This is a genomic window from Klebsiella oxytoca, assembly GCF_009707385.1.
Lineage (GTDB): Bacteria > Pseudomonadota > Gammaproteobacteria > Enterobacterales > Enterobacteriaceae > Klebsiella > Klebsiella oxytoca_C.
Map to the genome: position 1 here is coordinate 586,499 of NZ_CP046115.1, position 23,671 is coordinate 610,169.

Here is a 23,671-nt window from a genome sequence, read left to right on the forward strand (position 1 = left end):
TGATTAGCGGCGAATGGCGATCGCTTCAATCTCAATCTTCACGTCTTTCGGCAGACGCGCCACTTCTACGCAGGAGCGCGCCGGGAAGATGGCGTTATGTTCGGTGAAGAAGGCTTCATAGGCGGCGTTCACGATAGCGAAGTCGTTCAGATCTTTCACGAAAACGGTAGTTTTAACGATATCGCCCACTTTCAGACCCGCGGCTTCAACGATGGCCTTCACGTTGTCCAGCGACTGACGCGCCTGAGCGGCGACATCTTCCGGCACGCTGCCGGTTTTCGGGTCTACCGGGATCTGGCCGGAAGTGATGATCATGTTACCCAGATCAACACCCTGAACGTACGGGCCGATAGCTGCGGGTGCATTTTCCGTCGCGATAGTTTTAGACATGAGTTCTCCTGAATAACAGCTTAATGAAGTAGTTATCTTTCGCGTTGCCAACTGCGCAACGATCTGAAAGATGTTAGGTAAGAGACCCGGCCATTATAGGGAGCCGGGTACGCAATACCAACCTCAATTAGTTAGCCAGAACCACATTGTGCGAGAACTCTTTTTCACAGTATTTGCACTTCAGCGCGATATCGTTTTCACGTTTTTTCACCGCAAAGCTGGAGGACACCGGCTCGGCGTGGCTGATGCAGTTGCTGTTCGGACATACCAGCACGTTGTTAATACGCTCCGGCAGATTCGGGCGCGACTTACCGACGACTTCGTAATCATCGATGCGATTCACCGTAGCCTGAGGCGCGTACAGTGAGAGCTGGTTGACCTGCTCGTCGGTCAGAAAGGTGTTCTCGATTTTGATCAAATCCTTGCGGCCCATTTCGCCCGATGGCAGGTTCAGGCCGATGGTGATGCGCTGATCCGTCTCGGTCAATTTGAACAGGGTCAGTAGCTTAAAGCCGACCTGCGCCGGGATATGGTCGATAACGGTGCCACGTTTGATGGCTTCTACCTGTAATTTATTGTCGTGTGTCATCTCTTTTATCCCCTTACAGTGCAAGATCGCTATTCAGTACCAGCGCCAGTAACGCCTGGCGCGCGAAGATGCCGTTGCCTGCCTGCTGGAAATACCAGGCATGCGGCGTTTTATCAACATCGGTGGTGATTTCATCAATGCGCGGCAGCGGGTGCAGCACCTTCATGTTGGCGCGGGCGCCTTCCAGATCGGCGGCGCGCAGAACAAACTGCGCCTTCACGTTGGCATATTCCGATGGGTCGAGGCGCTCTTTCTGCACGCGGGTCATGTACAGAATGTCCACTTCAGCCATCACCTCTTCAATGGCGCTATGCAGGCTCCAGGCAATGCCTTTTTCGTCGAGCATATCGAGAATGTACTGCGGCATGGCCAGCGCGTCAGGAGCGATAAAGTAAAAGCGGTTGCCGTTAAATTTCGCCAGCGCCTGGGTCAGAGAGTGGACGGTGCGGCCATATTTCAGATCGCCGACCATGGCCACGTGGAGGTTTTCCAGACGACCCTGGGTTTCCTGAATGGTGAACAGATCCAGCAGGGTTTGCGTCGGATGCTGGTTTGCGCCGTCGCCGGCGTTGAGTATCGGAATACCGCCGGAAAACTCAGTCGCCAGACGCGCCGCGCCTTCCTGCGGATGGCGCATGACGATGGCATCGACGTAGGTACCGATCACCGAGATGGTGTCAGCCAGGGTTTCGCCCTTTTTGCCCAGAGAGGTGTTACTGCTGTCTGAGAAACCAACCACGCTGGCGCCCAGGCGGTGCATTGAGGTTTCAAACGACAGGCGGGTGCGGGTCGACGCTTCAAAAAAGCAGCTGGCGATAACTTTATGCTTCAGCAGCTCCGGCTGCGGATGGGCTTTGAGCTTTGCTGCGGTCGCCAGTACCAGTTCAAGGTCTTCGCGGCTGAGATCGTTTATAGAAATGATATGTTTTTGATACAGCGGATTAGCCATGTTTATCTCCTGACGCCTGGGCAAAAAAAAAGCCCCTTAAATAAGGGGCTTTACGAATACGGATGCAACGGAAAGGAAAAACGGCAGGCCAGCGCCTGTTTTCAGACGCGGTAAGACACGATGTCGTACACACTGAACCATAATTCCTCCCGGCAAAACGGGTGGCATTATACGCAGCTCTGTCTTCGGATCAAGCGATTAATCCACAAACAGGTAAACGTTTGCCTGGATAATAGTGCGTCAACGCAAAAAACCCTTAAAAAGATGTGGTATGGCAGTCCTGAGGGAGGTATAAAACGGAAAATGAAAAGATGTTTTATATTTGAGGGATATTATGATCGTTGGAAACATTCACCATCTGCAAAGCTGGCTGCCGGAGTCTTTGCGTGAGGCTATTGAATACGTTAAGGCTCATGTCACCGAGGCGACGCCGCTGGGTAAACATGATATTGACGGCAACAACCTGTTTTACCTTATTTCTGAAGATTCGACTGAGCCGTTAACGGACCGCCGCGCTGAGTATCACGCCCGCTACCTGGATATCCAGATAGTGTTAAAAGGTCAGGAGGGAATGACCTTTAGCGTTCTCCCTGCCGGTACGCCGGATATCGACTGGCTGGCGGATAAAGATATCGCCTTCCTGGCGGCGGGCGGGCAGGAGAAAACCGTGATCCTCAACGAAGGCGATTTTGTGGTGTTTTACCCAGGCGAAGTGCATAAACCGCTGTGCGCCGTCGGCGCGCCGGCGAAGGTGCGCAAAGCGGTTGTGAAGATGCTGATGGCGTAAAAATACCCCGGGCTGCGGCAGACGCCTTGCCCGGGCTACAGATCGGTGTGGTTAGGGACGGGTAGCCCGGATAAGCGCGGCGCAATCCGGGAAAATATTGCGTAAAGGTGACTATTTACCCAGCGTCGCGACCATCACCGCTTTGATGGTGTGCATACGGTTTTCCGCCTGGTCGAAAACGATGCTCGCTGCGGATTCAAATACCTCATCGGTCACTTCCATCCCGCCGTGCAGGCCGTAATCCGCGGCCATCTGCTTACCTAGCGTGGTCTGGTCGTCGTGGAATGCGGGCAGGCAGTGGAGGAATTTCACCTGCGGATTGCCGGTCAGCGCCATCATCTGACTATTCACCTGATAATCCCGCAGCAGCGCAATGCGCTCAGCCCATTTCTCTTTGGCTTCGCCCATCGATACCCAGACGTCGGTGTAGATAAAGTCCGCTCCCTTCACGCCCGCCGCAATATCTTCGGTCAGGGTAATATTGCCGCCGTTTTGTTGCGCCAGCGTCCGGCACTGTGCAACCAGCTTCTCTTCCGGCCAGCAGGCCGTTGGCGCCACCAGACGCAGATCCAGACCGGTCAGCGCGGCGGCTTCCAGCATCGAGTTCCCCATATTATTCCGCGCGTCGCCGGCGTAGACCAGAGTCATCTCGTTAAAGGCTTTACCCGGTAGATGCTCCTGCATGGTCAACAGATCCGCCAGCAGCTGGGTGGGATGAAATTCATTAGTCAGGCCGTTCCAGACCGGAACACCGGCATATTGTGCGAGCGTCTCGACCACTTCCTGGCCATGACCACGGTACTGAATACCGTCGTACATGCGCCCTAACACGCGGGCGGTATCTTTAATCGACTCTTTGTGACCAATCTGGCTGCCGCTCGGCCCGAGATAGGTGACGCGAGCGCCCTGGTCAAAAGCGGCAACTTCGAAAGAGCATCGGGTACGGGTTGAGTCTTTTTCGAAGATGAGCGCGATGTTTTTGCCGGTAAGGTGCTGAATTTCGATGTTGTTTTTCTTATCAGCTTTGAGCCTGGCGGCCAGGTCAAGCAGGGCGGTGATTTCGGCAGGGGTAAAATCAAGCAACTTTAAAAAATGCTTCTGATAAAACGCGGACATGGTTCCCTCACATGGCTCAGGCCATTTGTTGAATTAAAATTCACTTTATATGTATGAATATTCATTTGCAACCCCGTGTCATAAATCTTTCTCTCAGAAGGTGGAGGCAATCACGGCGGTATGTGACAATAGAAGCATCCGCGACACATTATGAGGAACGAGCCATGGCTAACCCGGAATTACTGGAAGAACAGCGTGAAGAAACGCGTCTGATTATTGAAGAGCTGCTCGAAGACGGCAGCGATCCTGATGCGCTGTACACCATTGAGCATCATCTCTCTGCCGATGATTTAGAAACGCTGGAGAAAGTGGCGGTAGAAGCTTTCAAGCTGGGCTACGAAGTGACTGAGCCGGAAGAGCTGGAAGTGGAAGAGGGCGATACCGTTATCTGCTGCGATATCCTCAGCGAATCCGCGTTGAATGCTGAGCTGATCGATGCTCAGGTTGAGCAGCTGATGACGCTGGCGGAAAAATACGAAGTTGAGTACGACGGCTGGGGCACCTACTACGAAGATCCTAACGGTGAAGACGAAGAGGGCGATGACGACGATCTCGTTGATGAAGACGATGACGGCGTTCGCCACTAAGTAGCAGAGGTATACGGCGGCATACCGCGCCGCCGTATATACCCGTCATTCTTCAAGTTGCATGTGCGTTGGCTGCGTTCGCTCGCCCCGGTCGCTTAATTGTGCAAGCTGCTGGGGACTTGCTTGCTTACCGCGTAGTTCGCCTCTTTGGAGCCAGCGCAAGCGCCGGGCAAAACGGTTAACCGTTTTGCCCTGAAACTCGAATTATCCTGGGTATAGCAAGGAACTTTAATGGATTACCCGCAAATACTCGCTCCGATTTTAAGCTTTCTGCATTGCCCAACTCCTCAGGCATGGATTGATGAAGCCCGTAAACCGGAAAACCTCCCGCTGCTGTTGACCGACCATATGGTGTGCGAGCTGAAAGCGGCGCAAAACGCCATGCTGCTGGTGCGACGTTACGTCGCGGATAAAGAAGGTGCGGATGAACTGCTGGCCTGTCTGAAACCCTATGAGGACTTCACCTATCGCCGGGGGCCGGAGCCGGATTTTGTCGCGCTGCATAAGCAGATAAATAAAAGCGCGATGCCGCAGACCGACGATCCCTGGGGGCGTCAGCTGCTCGATAGCATGATTTTGCTGATCAAAGAGGAGCTGCATCACTTCTGGCAGGTACGGGAAATCATGATTTCCCGGGATATACCTTACGTTAAGATCGCCGCCAGCAACTACGCCCGCGGGCTGCGCCGGGAAGTGCGTTCACACGAACCGGTGATGTTGATCGATAAACTTATCTGCGGAGCCTATATTGAAGCCCGCAGCTGCGAGCGTTTTGCCGCACTGGCGCCATGGCTGGACGACGATCTGCAAAAGTTCTATTTGTCCCTGCTGCGGTCCGAGGCGCGTCACTATCAGGACTATCTGGATTTAGCGCGGAAGATTGCCGGGGAAGATATCAGCGAACGCGTGCGCCAGCTTGGCGAGGCGGAAGCGGCGTTAATTAACGCACCGGAGGCGGAATTTCGCTTTCATAGCGGCGTACCGATTTGAGCGCCCAGTCGATATCCGGGCCGCTGTAGCAGTCTCGCAGGGCTACAGCGCTTTCAACATCCTGACTTCACAGTCAACATGACCCGTGCAGCCCAGCGGTCCGTCAATATGCTCGAAACCGAGATGTTCATATAAACCGACAGCTTCTTTAAGGAAGGCGGTGGTTTCCAGATAGCAGCGTTTAAACCCCTGTTCACGGGCGTAATCCAGAGCCATCAGCGCCAGCCTTTTCGCCAGCCCCTGGCCGCGAGCGGAGGTCATAAAATACATTTTTTGCAATTCGCAAATATCGGGCTCGCTACAGCTCAGAGGCGCAACCCCGCCGCCGCCAACAACCTGACCATTTTGCTCAACCACCCAATAGGCAGAACCCGGCTGGCTATAAAGCTGGAACAGCTCGTCCAGGTTAGGGTCGGCGACCGTATAGCCTTTATCGGCGGTCAGGCCATATTCAGCTGAGACCTGGCGGATAACGGCGGCTATCGCGGCGTTATCTTGTGCAGTGATGCGACGTAAAGTGAAGGTCTGTGGCGCGGCAAGATTCATGGAATCACTCAATTTTAACTTAAAATACCATACGCTGTTTTAATACCATTATTTTTTTACCGGCGCAAGGAGCGCGTTAAATGCATTGCCGAATAATGGAAGGATAATATATTCTGTTGCTTTAAAACGGGTTATCTTGATTTATTATTTTTATATATGATTTAAAGTACAAGGACGACGTATTTATGAGCGTGATTTCCGGTCAGCAACAAAGTTATAGCCGACATTTAGTTTTTCATGGCCAGGTCTGGCCCTTCTTTACTATTTGTTTGGTTAATGTCATTTTATCTATTATTACTCTTGGAATATTTATTCCCTGGGCCTGGGTGCGCAGTCGCCGCTATCTTTGTGAAAATATGGAGTTAAATGGCATCCGTTTTGGCTACCATGGTCGCGGTATTACGATTTTACTCAGCTGGGTGCTGATATTTGTTGTATTGGTTTTGCTCAGCTTAGCGTTAGCTATATTTTATCCCGGAAGCGAGGGGCTGGAGATGCTACTTTTCCTCATCCTGCTACCTGTAATGATAACAAAGGGGTTAAGCTATCATGCGGTGATGACCTCTTTTGGTAAAATTCGTTTTGGCTTTCAGTGTCACCCGCTTCGCGCATGGTGGGTGATGCTCGGTATGCCGGTGCTGATATACGTGTTAATGGCGGTCTTGTTATCCATGTCAGGAAGATATCTTGGTTTCTACTATGGAATAACCAGTATGATACTGAGTGTCGTTTTTCTGACTTTACTGATGCTGCTGATTATTGGTATTACCAACGGGGTCGTTTACAGCCATTGGCTCGAACTTATCGGAAAGGGTGCCACTTTTGGCAAAAATAAATTTAATATCCATATCAGTACTAAACGTTGCGTGATTATATTTTTATGGGCCACAGCTATTTTATTGCCGTTTATTATTCTTTTTATCGTTTTCTTACTTTCAGTATTCACGCAGATGATTACCGGCTGTATGTTCGGCATGTGTAATGAAAGCACGGCGCTGCTGATGGCATTGCAGCACCTTGGCTCGGTAGTGGGCGGATATATTTTCCTCGCTATTGGTATCGTGATATCTATGGCGTATGTCTGGGCGGCGCTGCGTAATCATGCGTTGAATAATCTGCAGCTGGGAGACCGCGTTCATTTTCGTTCGACTCTGACGTTTTCCGCTCTTGCTCCGCGTTTATTAGGCCTGACTTTCCTCTCTCCCCTCACTCTGGGGCTGGCTTATCCCTGGTTAAAAATTAATTTACTGCGCTATATTGCCGCCAACACCGCGGTGGTCGGCGAGCTGGATTCTCTCGATCTGGAGCCGGAAACCGCGCCTCAGCCTGCGGCATCAGGCAAACTGTGCAGCGGGTTTTTCCCCATGCTGCCGTTCCTGTAATGCAAAAGGCCGGAGCAAGCTCCGGCCTTAATTTTTCGTTCAGGGGAATTACAGCGCGGCGATAATCGCCTGCTGCTCAATCAGTTTCGCTTTTGCTTCCGCGTAACCGTCCAGCTTTTCACGCTCTTTGGCGATCACCGCTTCCGGCGCGCGGGCCACAAAACCTTCGTTGGAGAGTTTGCTTTCAATGCGGTCAATCTCGCCTTCGATTTTTGTCACTTCTTTTGCCAGACGCGCCAGCTCATCTTCTTTGTTAATGAGGCCAGCCATCGGGATCAGCAGCTCAGCGCCGTCGATAATTTTGGTTACCGAGACCGGACCTTTATCATCGACAGGCAGCACGGTGATGCTTTCCAGGCGCGCCAGATTGAGCAGGAAGCTGCGGTTGTCGTTAACACGACGCTCGGCATCTTTACTGCAGCCGCGCAGCAGCAGTTCCAGCGGTTTGCCCGGAGCGATGTTCATTTCCGCACGGATGTTACGTACGGCGACGATCGCCTGCTTCAGCCATTCGGTATCGGCCAGCGCCGCTTCATCAACCTGAGACGCATCGTACTGCGGGAACGGCTGCAGCATGATGGTATCGGCAGTGATACCGCAAATGACCTTCACGCGCTGCCAGATGGTCTCGGTGATGAACGGGATGATCGGATGCGCCAGGCGCAGCAGACCTTCCAGCACGGTCACCAGAGTATGGCGGGTGCCGCGCAGTTCAGACTCGGAACCGCCGTTCATTACCGGCTTGGTCAGTTCGAGGTACCAGTCGCAGAACTGGTTCCAGGTAAACTCATACAGAATGCCTGCGGCGATATCGAAGCGGAAACCGTCCAGCGCTTCGCGGTAGGCTTTGATGGTCTGGTTGAATTCCGCCAGGATCCAGCGGTCCGCCAGCGACAGGGTCATTTCGCCGCCGTTAAAGCCGCAATCCTGATCTTCGGTATTCATCAGCACAAAGCGGCTGGCGTTCCACAGCTTGTTACAGAAGTTACGGTAGCCTTCCAGGCGTTTCATGTCCCAGTTGATATCGCGGCCGGTGGAGGCCAGCGCCGCCAGGGTGAAGCGCAGGGCATCGGTACCGTGCGGTTCAATACCGTTCGGGAACTGTTTCTCGGTGCGTTTGGCGATTTTCTCCGCCAGCTGCGGCTGCATCATGTTGCCGGTACGTTTCTCCAGCAGCTCCGGCAGGGAGATGCCGTCAACCATATCCAGCGGGTCGATAACGTTGCCCTTCGATTTGGACATCTTCTGGCCTTCGTCATCGCGGATCAGACCGGTCATATAGACGGTTTTAAACGGCACCTGCGGTTTGCCGTTTTCATCTTTGATGAAGTGCATGGTCATCATGATCATGCGGGCAATCCAGAAGAAGATGATGTCGAAACCGGAAACCATCACGCTGGTCGGGTGGAACTGGCGCAGGGCATCGGTGTTTTCCGGCCAGCCGAGTGTGGAGAACGTCCACAGCGCCGAGGAGAACCAGGTATCCAGCACGTCTTCGTCCTGGCGCAGCGCCACGTCGGCACCGAGGTTGTTTTCCTGACGCACTTCGTCTTCGGTGCGGCCTACATAGACGTTACCTTCGTTGTCGTACCATGCCGGGATACGGTGACCCCACCACAGCTGACGGGAAATACACCAGTCCTGAATATCGCGCATCCAGGAGAAGTACATGTTTTCGTACTGCTTCGGCACGAACTGAATGTCGCCGTTTTCAACCGCTTCAACCGCCGGTTTAGCCAGCACGTCGGCACGAACGTACCACTGATCGGTCAGCATCGGTTCAATAACCACGCCGCCGCGGTCGCCGTAAGGAACGGTCAGATCGTGCGGTTTAATCTCATCCAGCAGGCCCAGCGCGTCGATAGCGGCAACTACCGCTTTACGCGCGGCAAAGCGTTCCAGATTCTGGAACTCAGCTGGAATAACGTTTGAGTAGACGTCGGACTCGTTGCCTTTGGTGTCATAAACTTCCGCGGTTTCGCGGATATCGCCGTCAAAGGTCAGGATATTGATCATCGGCAGAGCATGACGCTTACCGACTTCATAGTCGTTGAAGTCGTGCGCCGGGGTGATCTTCACGCAGCCGGTGCCCTTCTCCATATCGGCGTGTTCATCGCCAACGATTGGAATACGGCGGTCAACCAGCGGCAGAATCACAAATTTGCCGATAAGGTCTTTATAGCGCGGATCTTCCGGGTTAACGGCCACGCCGGTATCGCCCAGCACGGTTTCCGGACGGGTGGTGGCGACCACCAGATAGTCTTTGCCGTCAGCGGTTTTCGCGCCGTCGGCCAGCGGATAGCGGATATGCCACATGGAGCCTTTCGACTCGCGGTTTTCCACTTCCAGATCCGAGATGGCGGTGCGCAGTTTCGGGTCCCAGTTGACCAGGCGCTTGCCGCGGTAGATCAGATCTTCTTTGTACAGGCGGACAAAGACTTCTTTTACGGCGTTGGACAGGCCTTCATCCATGGTGAAGCGCTCGCGCTCCCAGTCCACGGAGTTGCCCAGGCGGCGCATCTGACGGGTAATGGTGCCGCCGGATTCCGCCTTCCACTGCCAGATTTTATCGATAAAGGCGTCGCGACCGTAGTCGTGGCGGGTTTTACCTTCTTCGGCGGCAATCTTACGCTCAACCACCATCTGGGTAGCAATACCCGCGTGGTCGGTACCGGCCTGCCACAGGGTGTTTTTACCCTGCATGCGCTGGTAACGAATCATGGTATCCATGATGGTTTGCTGGAAGGCATGACCCATATGCAAACTGCCGGTGACGTTCGGCGGCGGGATCATGATGCAGAAGGACTCTTTGCTTTCGTCGCCGTTAGGCTTGAAATAGCCCTGCTTTTCCCAGTGCTCGTAAAGCGGCTGTTCGATATCTTGGGGGTTGTATGTCTTTTCCATTATTTCCAGGTTGCCGTGTTCAGGTTGAAACCAGCCATGCGGTACGCTTTATAGCGTTCGCGCGCCAGTTGTTTCAAAGAATCTTCATAAGGGACGAAGTCTATCACTTCTGTGAAAGCGGTGGCAAAATCTGCAAAGTTTAGCCGCAGGCTAATCAGAATATCCCGCGGGCTGCTGTTGCGCTTCTGCGGCCAGGCAACTTCCACCGGCGCGCCGCCGCGTGGGCCTTCCCCCGCCAGATTATGCGGGACGAAACTTTCCGCTGGCCTTGCCCACAGCGCTTCGTCCAGACGAATCGCCTGCTGCTCATCTTCGCAGGCGATGAGCACTCGCTTGCCGCTGCGCCAACGTTCTGCGGCAATGTCACACACCAGCTGTTCAACGGCGCTTAAGCCGTCTTGTTGCGTATCATTGTCCAGAAGATAAAAGGTCGCATTTTTCATATCTACACCCGTCGTCTTTCAAGTTGCCTCTTTGTTGGCTGCCTTCGCGCACCCCAGTCACATAGTAAACTATGCTCCTGGGGATTTGCTCAGTTGCCGCCGCGATGCAACTCGAAATCCATAGGGTATAGAATTCTTATTGCCCGAGCTTGCAGGCCAGACCCGGCGTTTTCGTCGCCATTCGGTAAACAAACTTACTCTTCGCCGGTAAACCCGGCGCGGTTGAGCAGGAACTGCGACAGCATCGCTACCGGGCGACCGGTCGCGCCTTTAGCCTTGCCGGAACGCCAGGCAGTACCGGCGATATCCAGGTGCGCCCAGTTGTACTTGCGGGTAAAGCGCGACAGGAAGCAGCCGGCGGTAATCGCCCCACCAGGACGGCCACCGATGTTAGCCATATCCGCGAAGTTAGACTCCAGCTGTTCCTGGAACTCGTCGCCGAGCGGCAGACGCCATGCGCGATCGCCCGCCAGTTCGGAGGCGCCAATCAGCTCATGGGCCAGCGGATTGTGGTTCGACATCAGGCCCGTAATGTGGTGGCCCAACGCAATCACGCAGGCGCCGGTCAGCGTTGCCACATCAATAACCGTTTCCGGCTCGAAACGTTCAACGTAGGCCAGCACATCGCACAGTACCAGGCGCCCTTCGGCGTCGGTGTTTAATACTTCAACCGTTTGCCCGGACATCGTGGTCAGCACGTCGCCTGGACGATAGGCGCGACCGCCCGGCATGTTTTCACACCCGGCCAGCACGCCGACAACGTTCAGCGGTAACTGAAGTTCGGCAACCATGCGCATCACGCCGTAAACCGCCGCCGCGCCGCACATATCGTATTTCATCTCGTCCATGCCTTCGGCTGGCTTGATGGAAATACCGCCGGAGTCAAAGGTCAGGCCTTTTCCGACCAGCACGATAGGACGCGCGTCTTCCGCCGGGTTGCCTTTGTATTCGATAACCGACATCAGCGATTCGTTCTGCGAGCCGTTGCCCACCGCCAGATAAGAGTTCATTCCCAGCTCTTTCATCTGCTGTTCGCCGATAACGCGGGTAATGACGTTCTTGCTGTAAGTATCGGCCAGCTGGCGAGCCTGAGAGGCCAGATAGGCAGCGTTACAGATGTTTGGCGGCATATTGCCGAGATCTTTCGCCGCTTTGATGCCGGCAGCAATCGCCAGACCATGCTGAATAGCGCGTTCACCGCTGGTCAGCTCACGACGGGTTGGAACGTTGAAGACCATTTTACGCAGCGGACGACGCGGCTCGCTTTTGTTAGTTTTCAACTGGTCAAAGCTGTACAGCGTCTCTTTGGCGGTCTCGACTGCCTGACGCACTTTCCAGTAGTTATTGCGGCCTTTGACGTGCAGTTCGGTCAAGAAGCAAACGGCTTCCATGGAGCCGGTATCATTCAGCGTGTTGATAGTTTTCTGAATCACCTGCTTGTACTGACGTTCATCCAGCTCGCGTTCTTTACCGCAGCCAATTAGCAGAATGCGCTCCGACAGAATGTTCGGCACATGGTGCAGCAATAAAGTCTGGCCAGGTTTGCCTTCCAGCTCACCGCGACGCAGCAGGGCGCTGATGTAACCGTCGCTAATTTTATCAAGCTGTTCGGCGATGGGGGAGAGACGACGTGGTTCAAAGACGCCGACCACGATACAGGCGCTCCGCTGCTTCTCCGGGCTACCGCTTTTTACACTGAACTCCATGCACTATGCTCCTGAATCTTAAAGACAACAGTGGGGGCTACGGCTATACTCGTCGCCTTTCCAGTTGCAGATGCGTTGGCTACGCCTGCTTATCCCTGATGCTGGCCGATGCCGCTCCGGGGCTTCACAGTCCTGCCGCCTTTCTACAACTCGAAATCCATTAAGTATATAATTGCAAGCTTTCGTAACTCATGTCCGCTGTTGCGGTGACTTCGTGTTAATCTTAACGTTATTACGGCCTTGGTTCGTCAGAAAAGATCCTGATACGCGGAACCAGCGAGTCATTTAATCTTAGCGATGTTTTCGACGACCAAAGAGAATAAATGACGTTTAAGCCATGAAACAAGCAATTTTCCTGCAATAAAACGGGTTTTTACGGGCGTATTTATAGTGATAATCATAAGATATCTGGTTCGTGAGACGCTGAAAAGCCAGTTGGCGATCCTATTCATCCTGTTACTCATTTTCTTTTGTCAGAAACTGGTCAGGATCCTCGGCGCCGCGGTAGATGGCGATATCCCGACGAATCTGGTGCTCTCGCTGTTAGGGCTGGGCGTACCGGAAATGGCGCAGCTTATTCTGCCCCTGAGTTTATTCCTCGGGCTGCTGATGACGTTGGGCAAACTGTATACCGAAAGTGAAATCACGGTGATGCACGCCTGCGGCCTGAGCAAGGCCGTACTGGTGAAAGCCGCCATGATCCTCGCGCTATTTACCGGCATTGTCGCGGCGGTCAACGTGATGTGGGCCGGACCCTGGTCGTCCCGTCACCAGGATGAAGTGCTGGCGGAGGCGAAAGCGAACCCCGGTATGGCCGCTCTGGCCCAGGGGCAGTTCCAGCAGGCCAGCGATGGCAGCGCGGTGTTGTTTATTGAGAACGTCAACGGAAACCGTTTCAGCGATGTCTTTCTTGCTCAACTTCGGCCAAGAGGCAACGCGCGTCCTTCGGTCGTGGTAGCCGATACCGGCGAGCTCTCGCTGCGTAAAGACGGTTCGCAGGTGGTGACCATGAATCAGGGCACTCGCTTTGAAGGCACCGCGATGCTGCGCGATTTCCGCATTACCGATTTTAAAAACTATCAGGCGATAGTGGGCCATCAGGCTGTGGCATCCGATCCAAACGATACCGAGCAGATGGATATGCGTACCCTGTGGCGTACCGATACCGATCGCGCCCGGGCGGAGCTGCACTGGCGCTTCACGCTGGTAGCAACGGTGTTCATTATGGCGCTGATGGTGGTGCCGCTTAGCGTGGTTAACCCGCGTCAGGGCCGCGTGCTGTCGATGTTACCGGCGATGCTGCTCTATCTGGTGTTCTTCCTGCTGCAAACGTCGATTAAATCGAGCGGCGGTAAAGGCAAAATGGATCCGATGATCTGGATGTGGGCGGTGAACCTGCTCTATTTCGCGTTGGCCGTGCTGTTGAACCTGTGGGATACGGTGCCAATGCGCCGCTTCCGTGCTCGTTTTACTAAAGGAGCGGTGTAATGCAGGCGTTTGGCGTACTTGATCGTTATATCGGTAAGACGATTTTCAACACCATCATGATGACGCTGTTCATGCTGGTTTCTCTCTCGGGCATCATTAAGTTTGTCGACCAGCTGAAAAAAGCCGGACAGGGCAATTATGATGCGCTGGGCGCTGGAATCTACACCATTCTCAGCGTGCCGAAAGATATCCAGATCTTCTTCCCGATGGCGGCGCTGCTCGGCGCGCTGCTGGGGCTGGGGATGCTGGCGCAGCGTAGCGAGCTGGTGGTGATGCAGGCTTCCGGTTTTACCCGCCTGCAGGTGGCGCTGTCGGTGATGAAAACCGCCATTCCCCTGGTACTGCTGACGATGGCGATAGGCGAATGGGTCGCCCCGCAGGGCGAGCAGATGGCGCGTAACTATCGTGCTCAGCAGATGTACGGCGGTTCGCTGTTGTCAACACAGCAGGGGTTATGGGCGAAAGACGGCCATAGCTTTGTTTATATCGAGCGGGTAAAAGGCAGCGATGAGCTGGGCGGCGTGAGCATCTACGCGTTTAATGACCAGCGCCGCCTGCAGTCGGTGCGCTATGCCGCCTCGGCTAAATTCGATACCGAGAATAAGCTCTGGCGGCTGTCGCAGGTGGATGAATCTGATCTTACCGACCCGAAACAGGTAACCGGTACGCAGACGGTTAGCGGGACCTGGAAGACCAACCTGACTCCGGATAAGCTTGGCGTGGTGGCCCTCGACCCGGACGCATTGTCGATCAGCGGTCTGCATAATTATGTGACCTATCTGAAGTCCAGCGGCCAGGATCCGGGCCGCTATCAGCTCAACATGTGGAGCAAAATTTTCCAGCCGCTGTCTGTGGCGGTGATGATGCTGATGGCGCTGTCGTTTATCTTTGGCCCGCTGCGCAGCGTACCGATGGGCGTCCGAGTGGTTACCGGGATAAGCTTCGGCTTCATCTTCTACGTGCTGGACCAGATTTTCGGCCCGCTCACCCTGGTGTACGGCATCCCGCCGATCATCGGCGCGCTGTTGCCGAGCGCCAGCTTCTTCTTGCTGAGCCTCTGGCTGATGATGCGCAAATCCTGACGCAACGCGCCCCCTTCCTGAAGTAAGAAAGGGGGCGTTTTTTTAGCGTTTCCGCCCGCCAAGTAAGCTTCCCAGCATTCCTCTGACTATCTGATTGGTGACCTGACGTACTGCGCTTTTTGCTGCCGTTTGCACAATGCCGTCGCGCTTACCGCCGCGCGGTCCTGTGGTACCAAACAGAATATCTTTTAACCCACCGAGTAAACCGTCGTCATCGCTATTTTGCTGGCCTTGCGCTGGCGGTGATTCCTGCTTATCAGTGGTGGCCTGGACGCCTCGTTGCAGCATTTCAAAAGCTGATTCGCGGTCGATGGCCTCTTCATATTTACCGTACAGCGCCGAGTGGTTGATCAGCCCGTTGCGTTCGTCGTCGGTGACCGGTCCCATGCGTGAGCAGGGGGCAATAACCATGGCTCGTTCTACGACTGATGGGCTGCCTTTTTCATCGAGAAAAGAGATAAGCGCTTCTCCGGTTCCCAGCTCCTGGATTGCCTGTTCGGTATTGAATGCTGGATTCGCACGCATGGTCTGCGCGGCAGTTTTTACCGCTTTCTGATCTTTCGGCGTGAAGGCGCGCAGGGCGTGCTGTACGCGATTACCCAGCTGGCCGAGTACCGCATCGGGGATGTCTGATGGGTTTTGCGAAACAAAATAAACGCCGACGGCCTTCGAGCGAATCAGTCGGATGACCTGCTCGATTTTATCCAGCAGCACCTGCGGAGCATCGTTAAACAGCAGATGTGCCTCGTCAAAGAAAAACACCAGTTTTGGTTTTTCCCGATCGCCGGATTCGGGCAGACGTTCGTAAAGCTCCGAGAGCATCCACAGCAGGCTGGCGGCATACAGCTTCGGCATCTGGTAGAGCTTCTCGGCGCTAAGGATATTAATCACGCCTTTACCCTCAGCGTCGACGCGCATCCAGTCCTGAATATCGAGCATGGGTTCGCCAAAAAAGTGCTCTGCTCCCTGCTGTTCCAGGGTGAGCAATCCGCGCTGAATTGCCCCAACGGAGGCGCTGCTGATATTGCCGTACTGGTTCTGAAACGCTTTGGCGTTGTCGCCAATATATTGGGTAATGGCGCGCAGGTCCTTAAAGTCGAGCAGCAGTAGCCCGCGGTCGTCGGCGATGCGGAAGATGATATTCAGCACCCCGGACTGTACCTCGTTGAGGTTGAGCAGGCGAGCCAGCAGCAGTGGCCCAAGATCGGAAACCGTGGCGCGAACCGGGTGGCCCTTTTCACCAAAAATATCCCATAGCACCACCGGATTAGCGTGCGGGAGCCAGTCCGTGACGCCGATTTTCTCCAGCCGCGCCTGCAGTTTTTCCGAGCTTTGGCCCGATTCAGCGATACCGGTAAGGTCGCCTTTCACATCGGCCATAAATACCGGAACGCCGATTTCCGAGAAAGACTCCGCCAGCTTCTGCAGGGTGACGGTTTTACCGGTCCCCGTAGCACCGGTAATTAATCCATGACGGTTGGCCATGGCGGGCAGTAAATACAGCTGTTTCTCCAGCGTGCGTGCAATCAGCAGAGGTGAACTCATAATCGATTTCTCCGTTTATCCTGCTGCGAGTATAGGCAACCTGATGGCAATAAGGAGGGAAATCACGCACGCCGTTGCTTTTTCACTTCAGGCGCAGCGGCGCTGAATTAAAGCGATGCTCTGCTCGATTTCGCGGCGGATATCGTCTTCGCTCCAGTTTGCCAGCTCCGGTGAGAAGGGCTCAAAGGCATACGCGCCCTGAAAGCCGCGCGCCTCCAGGTTTTTGACCTGCTCGCAGCTTTGTAGTCGGTCTTTCGCGGTCAGCATGATGCGCTCGTTGTCGGTAAGGGTATCGCGCGGACGAGGATCCTCTACGCCGGAAAGGTGCACCAGACCGATTTCGCCGACATCTACTTGAGTAAATTCCTGTTCCGCCTGTGGATAAAGATAGTGATGGAAGGTATCAATCAGCAGCTTAAACGGCACCCGCGCGTCGTGAATTAGCGTTTGCGCCTGCGCCGAGGAACGCAGCGAGCTTTGTGGGAAGCCTAGTGGTTCCACCAGTCCCTGGATGCCGTAGAAGGCAAATAACGGCGCCAGATCGCGCAGGGCGTTGAGGGTTTCGCTCGCCGGAACCTCGGTACCATCGTTTAGCGGACACAGTACCAGCGATTTCGCGCCAATGGCTTGTGCTTCTTTTAGCAATGACTCCGTCAGGCTGCGCACCTCAGCGGTGCGGCGGTTGAAAGGATAGACCGCGTTAATAGTAAGAATCTCAATATGGTAGCGGTCAGCAAGTTCACGAACCTGCTGGTGACTCAGGTCATCGGTTACTTTTCCGCTGGGGAGGTCGTTACGTAGCTCAACTTTGTTAAGCCCAAGGCTGTTTACCAGCCGAAAGAAGGGCTCAATGCCGAGTGATGGAGCGATCTTGCGGTTGATGCAAAAACGTTGCGATGCAATAGCCATTTTGACTCTCCTGAAACGTATAGAACGGGTTTGTTCGAATGCTTAATAGTCAAAACATTTATTCCAAAATTGGCAATGTATGAAATGGCGGATTTTTGAGCTTAATCGCAAAATATTTTCTGATGTACTTTTATTACCTTTAGCTTCATGAGCCGCTACAACTGTTCTCAGTTTCAGGCGTTTTAATTGTAGTACGACATTTTCTTACAAGGAATTGCGAGCATTGTCACCAAAATTGAATTTCATTAACCATCAATATTGAAATATTAATTTCATCTTACTACGGTTACAGCACAGCAGATCCAGTAATGGGCCGTACTGCGTTGGCCCCCGAAACCCCATACATATGAGGCGAGAGCATGACTATCACAGGAAACTTTATTGGCGGGCAAACCGTTACCAGCTGCAGCAATAATTCAATGCCGGTTTTCGACCCCGCGACGGGCAAAGTGGTCCGCGAAGTCACGTTATCGACCGCGCAGGAAGTATCTGATGCGATTCAGGTTGCTCGCGATGCTTTCGAGAGCTGGTCTCGTACCACGCCGCTGCGCCGGGCCCGGGTGCTGTTCAATTTTAAAATGCTACTTGAGCAGCATGCGGAAGAACTGGCGGGAATTATCGTTAGTGAGCACGGTAAAGTATTCTCCGACGCGATGGGTGAACTAACGCGCGGCATGGAGGTAGTGGAGTTTGCCTGCGGTATTCCGCATCTTATTAAAGGAGAATTCTCATCGGATGTCGGTACCGGCGTTGACAGCTATTCATTGATGCAGCCTCTGGGAGTGGTGGCGGGAATTACGCCGTTCAATTTCCCGGCAATGGTTCCCATGTGGATGTTCCCTCTGGCGCTGGCCTGCGGCAATAGCTTTGTTCTCAAACCGCCAGCGTTGGCCCCTACAGCTGCGGTACGTATGGCCGAACTACTGAAAGAAGCGGGGCTGCCGGATGGTGTCTTTAACGTAGTGCATTGCAGCAATGAAGAAGCTGAGCAGCTCTACAGAGACCCGCGTATTGCAGCGGTAAGCTTTGTGGGTTCTTCCGGCGTGGCGGAACATATTTATAAAACCGCCAGCGCTTATGGCAAGCGGGTTCAGGCATTTGGCGCGGCAAAAAACCACGCTATTGTGATGCCGGATGCCGATCTGGACGCCACCGTAAATGCCATTATGGGCGGCGCGTTCGGCTCCGCGGGAGAGCGCTGCATGGCGCTGCCGGTGGTGGTCGCCGTGGGTGATGAAACTGCCGATAAACTGATTGCGCGTCTGAAGCCGCTGGTAGAATCCCTGAAAGTCGGGCCGGGCTGTATGCGTGGAAAAGAAGAGAATGAAATGGGGCCGGTCGTCTCCGACACTCATCAGAAAAAAGTGCTGGGTTACATTGATAAAGGCGCTGGCGAAGGAGCTACGTTGGTGGTTGATGGACGTAAGCTGCGGGTACCCGGGTTTGAAGAGGGTTACTACGTCGGCGGAACGCTGTTCGATAACGTGACGCCGGAGATGACTATCTGGCGGGAAGAGATTTTTGGCCCGGTTCTGGGGATTGTCCGCGTGGCGGATTACCACAGCGCGCTGGAACTGGTTAACAGTCATGAGTTCGGCAACGGCAGCGCCATCTTTACCAGCAACGGCCACGCCGCGCGTGAATTTGTACATGATGTTCAGGCCGGAATGGTCGGGGTGAACGTACCGGTACCCGTTCCAATGGCCTTCCATAGCTTTGGCGGCTGGAAACGCTCCGTATTTGGCGCACTGAACGTGCACGGCCCGGATGGGGTACGTTTCTATACTCGTATGAAAACCGCCACCGTCCGTTGGCCGCAGGGTCAGCAAACCGTATCTGAATTCAGCATGCCGACGTTAGGCTAATCGGCGAAGGAGAACGCCATGTCTTTACTGGCTAAAGCAAACAAAGAAGGGCAAATACAGCACATCACCCCGCAGAGCGCGGGGTGGAAATATATTGGTTTTGATGTCTGGATGTTAAAGAAAGGGCAAACCGTTACCCTGGAAAGCGGCGATCGTGAACTGTGTCTGGTGCTGGTTGCCGGGCTGGCTTCGGTCAAAACCATGAAGGCCGATTTCCCTAATCTGGGCCAGCGTATGTCACCGTTTGAGCGGACGCCGCCATGGTCAGTCTACGTGCCGCCTGCGGACAAAGTTGAAGTAACGGCAGATTCTGATCTTGAGCTGGCGGTATGCAGTGCGCCGGGAAAAGGTACGCTCCCTGCACGGGTTATCTCTCCGCAGGATGTTGGCGTGGAGCATCGGGGGAAAGGGCGTAACCAGCGTCTGGTGCACAATATTCTGCCGGATAATGAGCTGGCGGATTGTCTGCTGGTGGTGGAGGTGTATACCGAAGAGGGGGCCACCAGCTCATGGCCGTCGCATAAGCACGATACGGCGCTGCCGGGCCAGGAAACCCAGCTGGAAGAGACCTACTATCATCGTTTCGATCCGCCGCAGGGTTTTGCCTTCCAGCGCGTCTACACCGATGACCGTAGCCTTGATGCTTGTATGGCTCCTTATAACCACGATGTGGTGATGGTGCCGCGAGGCTACCATCCGGTAGCGGCGATTGCCGGGTATGACAGCTACTATCTGAACGTGATGGCCGGCCCGGATCGTAAATGGATGTTTACCTGGGAAGATGATCACGCGTGGATCAACAGCCCGGACTATCCCCGCCACGATTAACATCAGTTGATGATAAAAAGACCGGTTAACAACGCTAGCCGGTCTTTTTGATTCTGTTACCCGAATAAGATCTTAGGTCCCGTAGCCCGGATAAGGCGTTAGCCGCAATCCGGGAAGGTCCCCGGCTCGCGCTGTGCTTAGCCGGGCTACCGGAGCATACAAGCGCATTTCGCCGGGCGAGTTTGTCGTTGTAGCCCGGATAAGACGTTTACGTCGCAATCCGGGAATAATGGAAAGGTTAAGCCAGCTGCTTCGTCTCTGCATCTTTGCTGCTGTTCAGCGCCAGGGAGACCGCCAGCGTCTGGGCCAGACACAGCGAGGCCACCTGCGAACGGAAACCATCAACCTGCGCCTCGCGCACCACAAAGCAGACGTCGCTGAAGGCCGCCAGCGGGCTAACCTGGCTGTCGGTAATCGCTATCTGCCGAGCTTTACGCTGCGCGCCCAGCTCAACGAGCTCAACCACTTCACGCGCATAAGGGGAGAAGCTCACCGCCACAACGACATCCTTCGGCCCGACTAGGCTAAGCTGCTCGGTAAACATGCCGCCCAGCCCGTCAATCAGGAACGCTTTTCGGTCAAGATGGCGTAGAGCGTAGGTCAGGTAAGAGGCGACGCTGAATGAACGGCGCAGGCCGATAACGTAGATATTTTCCGCTTCCGCCAGCAGCGCTACCGCGCGCTGTAGATCGTCTCCTGAGGTCTGCATAGCCAATTGCTGCAGCGCCTGCGTATTGACCATGGTGAACATATTAAGGATTTCAGTCGGCGTTTCCGGTGGCGTTGTATCATCCGTCGTGGTCTGGCGGAACAGACGCGCACGTTCGGTATAGTTCGCGGTCTCTTCCATCAGGTGTTGCTTGAACATCTGCTTCATTTCGTTGAAGCCGCTAAAACCAAAAGCGTTAGCGAAACGGATCAGCGTTGAAGGAGGAACGTCAGCTTGCTGCGCGATAGAGGCCACGGTATCGAAAGCCACGCTATTGCTGTTATCAAGAATATAGCGAGCTACCTGTTTCAGGCGTTTGCTTAACGTGTCGTAGCGACGCCTGATTTCATCCTGCAAGATGGTAAGTTGGGTCGGATTATTGGCCATAGATTGCGCTCTGAGAAAATGAAAGAAATATGATTTCCAGTGTACCAAATGAAGCGAATTTTTCATTTACTACGATGAAATACGCGATTCATTTCACGAAGATCCAGAAAAAAGCCCGCATCTTCGTGAGAGAATGCGGGCCAGGCCAGAATCAGCCGCGGGCTTCGCGCCAGTAGCCGATGAGCGTGAGGTAGTTGCGTTTCACTTCGTCAATCAGCGCCTGGTCGCTAAGCTCACCCTGCATCCAGCGGCGTGAAGGCTGACCAAAAATAGTGCGCCCAACGGCAAAACCTTTGATCATCGGATGCTTCGCCGCCTCGGCAAAACCAGCACGCAGACGATCCGAAGATGCGTCCAGACCGAGGATGAGGATCCCGCGGCACCAGCTATCTTCACGTTCGATCAACTTACTAATCTTCTCCCACTGAGCGCTCGATAGCGGAGGTAGCTTCCACCAGTCCGGCTGGATTCCCAGCTGATAAAAGTGCTCCAGCATATCGTGGTAATGGCGTTCATCTTTATCCGGACCGTTTTCCGGCAGGATGATTTCCAGCAGCAGCTCATGCCCTGACTTGTTGCATGCCTGCCAGACTTCCAGCAGCAGCGCATCCTGTTCGGCGCGTAGTTCGGCGGGATCGGCCGGATGATAGAAAACCAGGCATTTCACCACGTGTTCCAGCGGCCAGTCGATCAATTGGGAACCAATATTACCGTGTTCCAGGCGCAGCGGGCGCGAGCTTGGCATTTCAATCGGCCGGCCAATCCACCAGCCTTTGCCGGTAATGGCATTGAGCGAACGTTGACCGTAGGTGCTATCGGCGAGAATGCCGCTACGGCAGTCAAGACCCGCTTCTTGCGCAGCGGCTTCTGCGGCTGCCAGCAGCAGGAGCTTGAGCTGGGGAATACAGGATTCATCGCGCCCGGTTTCCTGCGCCAGGTCTGCCAGCTGCTTACGATGATCGAAGGCGAAGATGCATAGCTCCGGCCACTGCTGACGACGGCTGGTGACACGATGGAGATGGTTAAGGCGGTCATCAATATCCGGACGCGGGACCGATTCCGCCCGTGACAGATAGTCGTCAAGCTCGACTTTGGTCGGCATCGCGGGTGCGCAGCCGTGGCGTGAAACTACCAGCGCGCCGCAGGCGTTAGCGTAGCGGCAGGCCTGCTCCCAGCCTTCATCGTTAAGCCAGCCGCGCAGCAGGCCGGACATAAAGGCATCGCCAGCGCCCAGGACGTTCAGCACGTCAACGCGCACGCCCTGCTGCAGCGGTACGCTATCCCAGCTGTCGGGAATAGCATCTTCCAGCACCACGCAGCCCATCGGGCCGCGTTTGCAAACCAGCGTCGCTTTGGTAGCATTACGCACGTTTTTCAGCGCAGTCAGGGTATCGGTGCTGCCGCCGGCAATATGAAACTCTTCTTCTGTACCCACCACTAAATCGAACAGATGCAGAACTTCCTGTAGCTGGCTCGTCACCTGGCCGGATTCAATGAAACGTGTTTCGCCATCGCCTAAAGAAGTTAACCCCCAAAGCACCGGACGATAGTCAATATCCAGTGCGGTGCGCAGGCCGTGGCGGCGGGCATATTTCAGCGCTTTCAGCACCGCTTCACGCGTATTGGCGTGGGAAAGGTGGGTTCCGGTCACCGCCAGAGCCCGTGAAGAAGCAATATACTCTTCCTTAATATCTTCTGGTGAAAGGGCCATATCGGCGCAGTTATCACGATAAAAAATCAGCGGGAACGTCTCCTGATCTTTAATCCCCAGCATCACTAATGCCGTCAGGCGCTGTTTATCCGTGATCAAGTATTCGGTATCAACGCCGGCGCGGCTAAGCGTTTCACGTAAAAAACGACCATTATGCTCATCGCCTACCCGAGCCAGCATCGCCGATTTTAATCCCTGAATCGCGGTGCCGAAGGCGACGTTGCCGGAAGAGCCACCCAGGTATTTAGAAAAACTGGCAACATCTTCCAGCCTCGCGCCAATCTGCTGGGCATAGAGATCGACTGCCACCCGGCCAATACAGATGACATCGAGTCGCTTTACTGCTGCATTCATAGCTAGGGTTTCCTTTTGCATTTCTGCTGTACGGAAGAGTCGGGATGCCGACAGTGTCTCCGAAAACAGCCTGAGGGTTATTGATTATCTTTAGTTTGAGAAATAAATATTTCATTTGCAAACTAGATCGAAATTAAAAAACCAAAAATGTGAGGGATATACCACTATGCCGCGCTGAGCCTCATTCTGCCTCAGATCCTGAGCGACAGCGGAAAATAGAACGAGAGTGAGTTTAACATCCATCTTTACCTATGATTTTTAAAAGGATATTAAGTGATGCGCCGCGTAAACTGCGTGCCACCTCGTATGCAGGAAGCGAATGAAACGGGTGAAATGCAAAGAGAGTTTGATCCTTCTCGCAAAATGAAATATTTCTTCTGTATTTCTATTTAATGAAAAAAATG

22 protein-coding genes are annotated in these 23,671 nt (G+C 54.2%); 8 read left to right on the forward strand and 14 right to left on the reverse strand.

What is annotated here, in order from left to right:
• Positions 1-3: 3 nt before the first annotated feature.
• From ridA to GJ746_RS02765, 4 genes are all read right to left on the reverse strand, one after another.
• Entirely contained in the window at positions 4-390 is a 387-nt protein-coding gene (gene ridA, locus GJ746_RS02745) for a 2-iminobutanoate/2-iminopropanoate deaminase (RefSeq protein ID WP_154678829.1), read from the reverse strand.
• Positions 391-517: 127 nt separating this feature from the next.
• Positions 518-979 carry an aspartate carbamoyltransferase regulatory subunit gene (gene pyrI / locus GJ746_RS02750; protein ID WP_154678830.1) on the reverse strand — a complete coding sequence of 154 codons (462 nt, stop codon included), beginning with the start codon at positions 977-979 and terminating at the stop codon, positions 518-520.
• Between the two features lie 13 nt (positions 980-992).
• Positions 993-1,928 carry an aspartate carbamoyltransferase gene (gene pyrB, locus GJ746_RS02755; RefSeq protein WP_154678831.1) on the reverse strand — a complete coding sequence of 312 codons (936 nt, stop codon included), beginning with the start codon at positions 1,926-1,928 and terminating at the stop codon, positions 993-995.
• 36 nt (positions 1,929-1,964) lie between these two features.
• The gene (locus GJ746_RS02765) at positions 1,965-2,069 is read right to left on the reverse strand and encodes a pyrBI operon leader peptide (RefSeq protein ID WP_009652331.1); all 105 of its coding nucleotides are present in this window, start codon (positions 2,067-2,069) and stop codon (positions 1,965-1,967) included.
• Positions 2,070-2,262: 193 nt separating this feature from the next.
• Between GJ746_RS02765 and GJ746_RS02770 the strand changes: the two genes are divergently transcribed.
• The gene (locus GJ746_RS02770; protein WP_154678832.1) at positions 2,263-2,715 is read left to right on the forward strand and encodes a YhcH/YjgK/YiaL family protein; all 453 of its coding nucleotides are present in this window, start codon (positions 2,263-2,265) and stop codon (positions 2,713-2,715) included.
• A 111-nt stretch (positions 2,716-2,826) separates the two neighbouring features.
• Here the strand turns inward: GJ746_RS02770 and argF are convergent, their stop codons facing one another.
• Positions 2,827-3,831 (reverse strand): ornithine carbamoyltransferase, encoded by a 1,005-nt coding sequence (gene argF / locus GJ746_RS02775; protein WP_154678833.1) that lies wholly within the window; start codon positions 3,829-3,831, stop codon positions 2,827-2,829.
• Positions 3,801-3,896 carry a putative translational regulatory protein ArgL gene (argL, locus tag GJ746_RS25570; RefSeq protein WP_370798676.1) on the reverse strand — a complete coding sequence of 32 codons (96 nt, stop codon included), beginning with the start codon at positions 3,894-3,896 and terminating at the stop codon, positions 3,801-3,803. Before argL ends, argF begins: the two co-directional genes overlap by 31 nt.
• Before the next feature lie 99 nt (positions 3,897-3,995).
• On the opposite strand from argL, the gene rraB reads away from it, so the two are divergent.
• Positions 3,996-4,418 (forward strand): ribonuclease E inhibitor RraB, encoded by a 423-nt coding sequence (gene rraB, locus GJ746_RS02780; protein ID WP_154678834.1) that lies wholly within the window; start codon positions 3,996-3,998, stop codon positions 4,416-4,418.
• A 231-nt stretch (positions 4,419-4,649) separates the two neighbouring features.
• A complete protein-coding gene (gene miaE / locus GJ746_RS02785; RefSeq protein ID WP_154678835.1) occupies positions 4,650-5,408 on the forward strand; it encodes a tRNA isopentenyl-2-thiomethyl-A-37 hydroxylase MiaE in 759 nt (252 codons plus the stop codon).
• Positions 5,409-5,450: 42 nt separating this feature from the next.
• On the opposite strand, the gene GJ746_RS02790 is transcribed toward miaE, so the two are convergent.
• Entirely contained in the window at positions 5,451-5,954 is a 504-nt protein-coding gene (locus GJ746_RS02790) for a GNAT family N-acetyltransferase (protein ID WP_154678836.1), read from the reverse strand.
• A 185-nt stretch (positions 5,955-6,139) separates the two neighbouring features.
• Here GJ746_RS02790 and GJ746_RS02795 point away from each other — a divergent pair, with 185 nt between their 5' ends.
• Complete coding sequence (locus GJ746_RS02795; RefSeq protein WP_154678837.1) at positions 6,140-7,336, forward strand: YjgN family protein; 1,197 nt, start codon at positions 6,140-6,142, stop codon at positions 7,334-7,336.
• Positions 7,337-7,384: 48 nt separating this feature from the next.
• Here the strand turns inward: GJ746_RS02795 and GJ746_RS02800 are convergent, their stop codons facing one another.
• The 3 genes from GJ746_RS02800 to pepA form a co-directional block, all read right to left on the reverse strand.
• Entirely contained in the window at positions 7,385-10,240 is a 2,856-nt protein-coding gene (locus tag GJ746_RS02800) for a valine--tRNA ligase (protein WP_154678838.1), read from the reverse strand.
• Complete coding sequence (holC, locus tag GJ746_RS02805) at positions 10,240-10,683, reverse strand: DNA polymerase III subunit chi (protein WP_154678839.1); 444 nt, start codon at positions 10,681-10,683, stop codon at positions 10,240-10,242. The genes GJ746_RS02800 and holC overlap by 1 nt, the downstream gene beginning before the upstream one ends.
• 194 nt (positions 10,684-10,877) lie before the next feature.
• Complete coding sequence (gene pepA, locus GJ746_RS02810) at positions 10,878-12,389, reverse strand: leucyl aminopeptidase (protein ID WP_154678840.1); 1,512 nt, start codon at positions 12,387-12,389, stop codon at positions 10,878-10,880.
• 390 nt (positions 12,390-12,779) lie between these two features.
• On the opposite strand from pepA, the gene lptF reads away from it, so the two are divergent.
• Both lptF and lptG read left to right on the forward strand, forming a co-directional pair.
• The gene (gene lptF / locus GJ746_RS02815) at positions 12,780-13,877 is read left to right on the forward strand and encodes an LPS export ABC transporter permease LptF (protein WP_154678841.1); all 1,098 of its coding nucleotides are present in this window, start codon (positions 12,780-12,782) and stop codon (positions 13,875-13,877) included.
• Positions 13,877-14,959: an LPS export ABC transporter permease LptG gene (lptG, locus tag GJ746_RS02820; protein WP_154678842.1), complete on the forward strand. Its 1,083-nt coding sequence runs from the start codon at positions 13,877-13,879 to the stop codon at positions 14,957-14,959. Before lptF ends, lptG begins: the two co-directional genes overlap by 1 nt.
• 42 nt (positions 14,960-15,001) lie before the next feature.
• Here lptG and GJ746_RS02825 read toward each other — a convergent pair whose 3' ends face one another.
• Complete coding sequence (locus tag GJ746_RS02825) at positions 15,002-16,504, reverse strand: helicase HerA-like C-terminal domain-containing protein (RefSeq protein WP_154678843.1); 1,503 nt, start codon at positions 16,502-16,504, stop codon at positions 15,002-15,004.
• 87 nt (positions 16,505-16,591) lie between these two features.
• A complete protein-coding gene (locus GJ746_RS02830) occupies positions 16,592-17,413 on the reverse strand; it encodes a TIM barrel protein (RefSeq protein ID WP_154678844.1) in 822 nt (273 codons plus the stop codon).
• Between the two features lie 359 nt (positions 17,414-17,772).
• On the opposite strand from GJ746_RS02830, the gene GJ746_RS02835 reads away from it, so the two are divergent.
• Positions 17,773-19,278 carry a CoA-acylating methylmalonate-semialdehyde dehydrogenase gene (locus GJ746_RS02835; protein WP_154678845.1) on the forward strand — a complete coding sequence of 502 codons (1,506 nt, stop codon included), beginning with the start codon at positions 17,773-17,775 and terminating at the stop codon, positions 19,276-19,278.
• Positions 19,279-19,296: 18 nt separating this feature from the next.
• Positions 19,297-20,106: a 5-deoxy-glucuronate isomerase gene (iolB, locus tag GJ746_RS02840; protein WP_154678846.1), complete on the forward strand. Its 810-nt coding sequence runs from the start codon at positions 19,297-19,299 to the stop codon at positions 20,104-20,106.
• Positions 20,107-20,344: 238 nt separating this feature from the next.
• On the opposite strand, the gene GJ746_RS02845 is transcribed toward iolB, so the two are convergent.
• On the reverse strand, positions 20,345-21,202 hold the full coding sequence (locus GJ746_RS02845; RefSeq protein WP_154678847.1) for a MurR/RpiR family transcriptional regulator: 858 nt from the start codon (positions 21,200-21,202) through the stop codon (positions 20,345-20,347).
• Positions 21,203-21,353: 151 nt separating this feature from the next.
• Positions 21,354-23,267 (reverse strand): bifunctional 5-dehydro-2-deoxygluconokinase/5-dehydro-2-deoxyphosphogluconate aldolase, encoded by a 1,914-nt coding sequence (locus tag GJ746_RS02850; RefSeq protein ID WP_154678848.1) that lies wholly within the window; start codon positions 23,265-23,267, stop codon positions 21,354-21,356.
• Between the last annotated feature and the right edge of the window lie 404 nt (positions 23,268-23,671).

Excerpts from the sequence above, each read along its gene's own strand:
- GJ746_RS02835 (WP_154678845.1), top strand. The coding sequence starts at position 17,773 with ATGACTATCACAGGAAACTTTATTGGCGGGCAAACCGTTACCAGCTGC.
- GJ746_RS02825 (WP_154678843.1), bottom strand. The coding sequence starts at position 16,504 with ATGAGTTCACCTCTGCTGATTGCACGCACGCTGGAGAAACAGCTGTAT.
- GJ746_RS02790 (WP_154678836.1), bottom strand. The coding sequence starts at position 5,954 with ATGAATCTTGCCGCGCCACAGACCTTCACTTTACGTCGCATCACTGCA.
- GJ746_RS02845 (WP_154678847.1), bottom strand. The coding sequence starts at position 21,202 with ATGGCCAATAATCCGACCCAACTTACCATCTTGCAGGATGAAATCAGG.
- GJ746_RS02850 (WP_154678848.1), bottom strand. The coding sequence starts at position 23,267 with ATGAATGCAGCAGTAAAGCGACTCGATGTCATCTGTATTGGCCGGGTG.
- GJ746_RS02830 (WP_154678844.1), bottom strand. The coding sequence starts at position 17,413 with ATGGCTATTGCATCGCAACGTTTTTGCATCAACCGCAAGATCGCTCCA.
- argF (WP_154678833.1), bottom strand. The coding sequence starts at position 3,831 with ATGTCCGCGTTTTATCAGAAGCATTTTTTAAAGTTGCTTGATTTTACC.
- ridA (WP_154678829.1), bottom strand. The coding sequence starts at position 390 with ATGTCTAAAACTATCGCGACGGAAAATGCACCCGCAGCTATCGGCCCG.
- rraB (WP_154678834.1), top strand. The coding sequence starts at position 3,996 with ATGGCTAACCCGGAATTACTGGAAGAACAGCGTGAAGAAACGCGTCTG.
- GJ746_RS02770 (WP_154678832.1), top strand. The coding sequence starts at position 2,263 with ATGATCGTTGGAAACATTCACCATCTGCAAAGCTGGCTGCCGGAGTCT.
- pepA (WP_154678840.1), bottom strand. The coding sequence starts at position 12,389 with ATGGAGTTCAGTGTAAAAAGCGGTAGCCCGGAGAAGCAGCGGAGCGCC.
- GJ746_RS02800 (WP_154678838.1), bottom strand. The coding sequence starts at position 10,240 with ATGGAAAAGACATACAACCCCCAAGATATCGAACAGCCGCTTTACGAG.
- iolB (WP_154678846.1), top strand. The coding sequence starts at position 19,297 with ATGTCTTTACTGGCTAAAGCAAACAAAGAAGGGCAAATACAGCACATC.
- holC (WP_154678839.1), bottom strand. The coding sequence starts at position 10,683 with ATGAAAAATGCGACCTTTTATCTTCTGGACAATGATACGCAACAAGAC.
- GJ746_RS02795 (WP_154678837.1), top strand. The coding sequence starts at position 6,140 with ATGAGCGTGATTTCCGGTCAGCAACAAAGTTATAGCCGACATTTAGTT.
- pyrI (WP_154678830.1), bottom strand. The coding sequence starts at position 979 with ATGACACACGACAATAAATTACAGGTAGAAGCCATCAAACGTGGCACC.
- GJ746_RS02765 (WP_009652331.1), bottom strand. The coding sequence starts at position 2,069 with ATGGTTCAGTGTGTACGACATCGTGTCTTACCGCGTCTGAAAACAGGC.
- lptG (WP_154678842.1), top strand. The coding sequence starts at position 13,877 with ATGCAGGCGTTTGGCGTACTTGATCGTTATATCGGTAAGACGATTTTC.
- miaE (WP_154678835.1), top strand. The coding sequence starts at position 4,650 with ATGGATTACCCGCAAATACTCGCTCCGATTTTAAGCTTTCTGCATTGC.
- argL (WP_370798676.1), bottom strand. The coding sequence starts at position 3,896 with ATGAATATTCATACATATAAAGTGAATTTTAATTCAACAAATGGCCTG.
- pyrB (WP_154678831.1), bottom strand. The coding sequence starts at position 1,928 with ATGGCTAATCCGCTGTATCAAAAACATATCATTTCTATAAACGATCTC.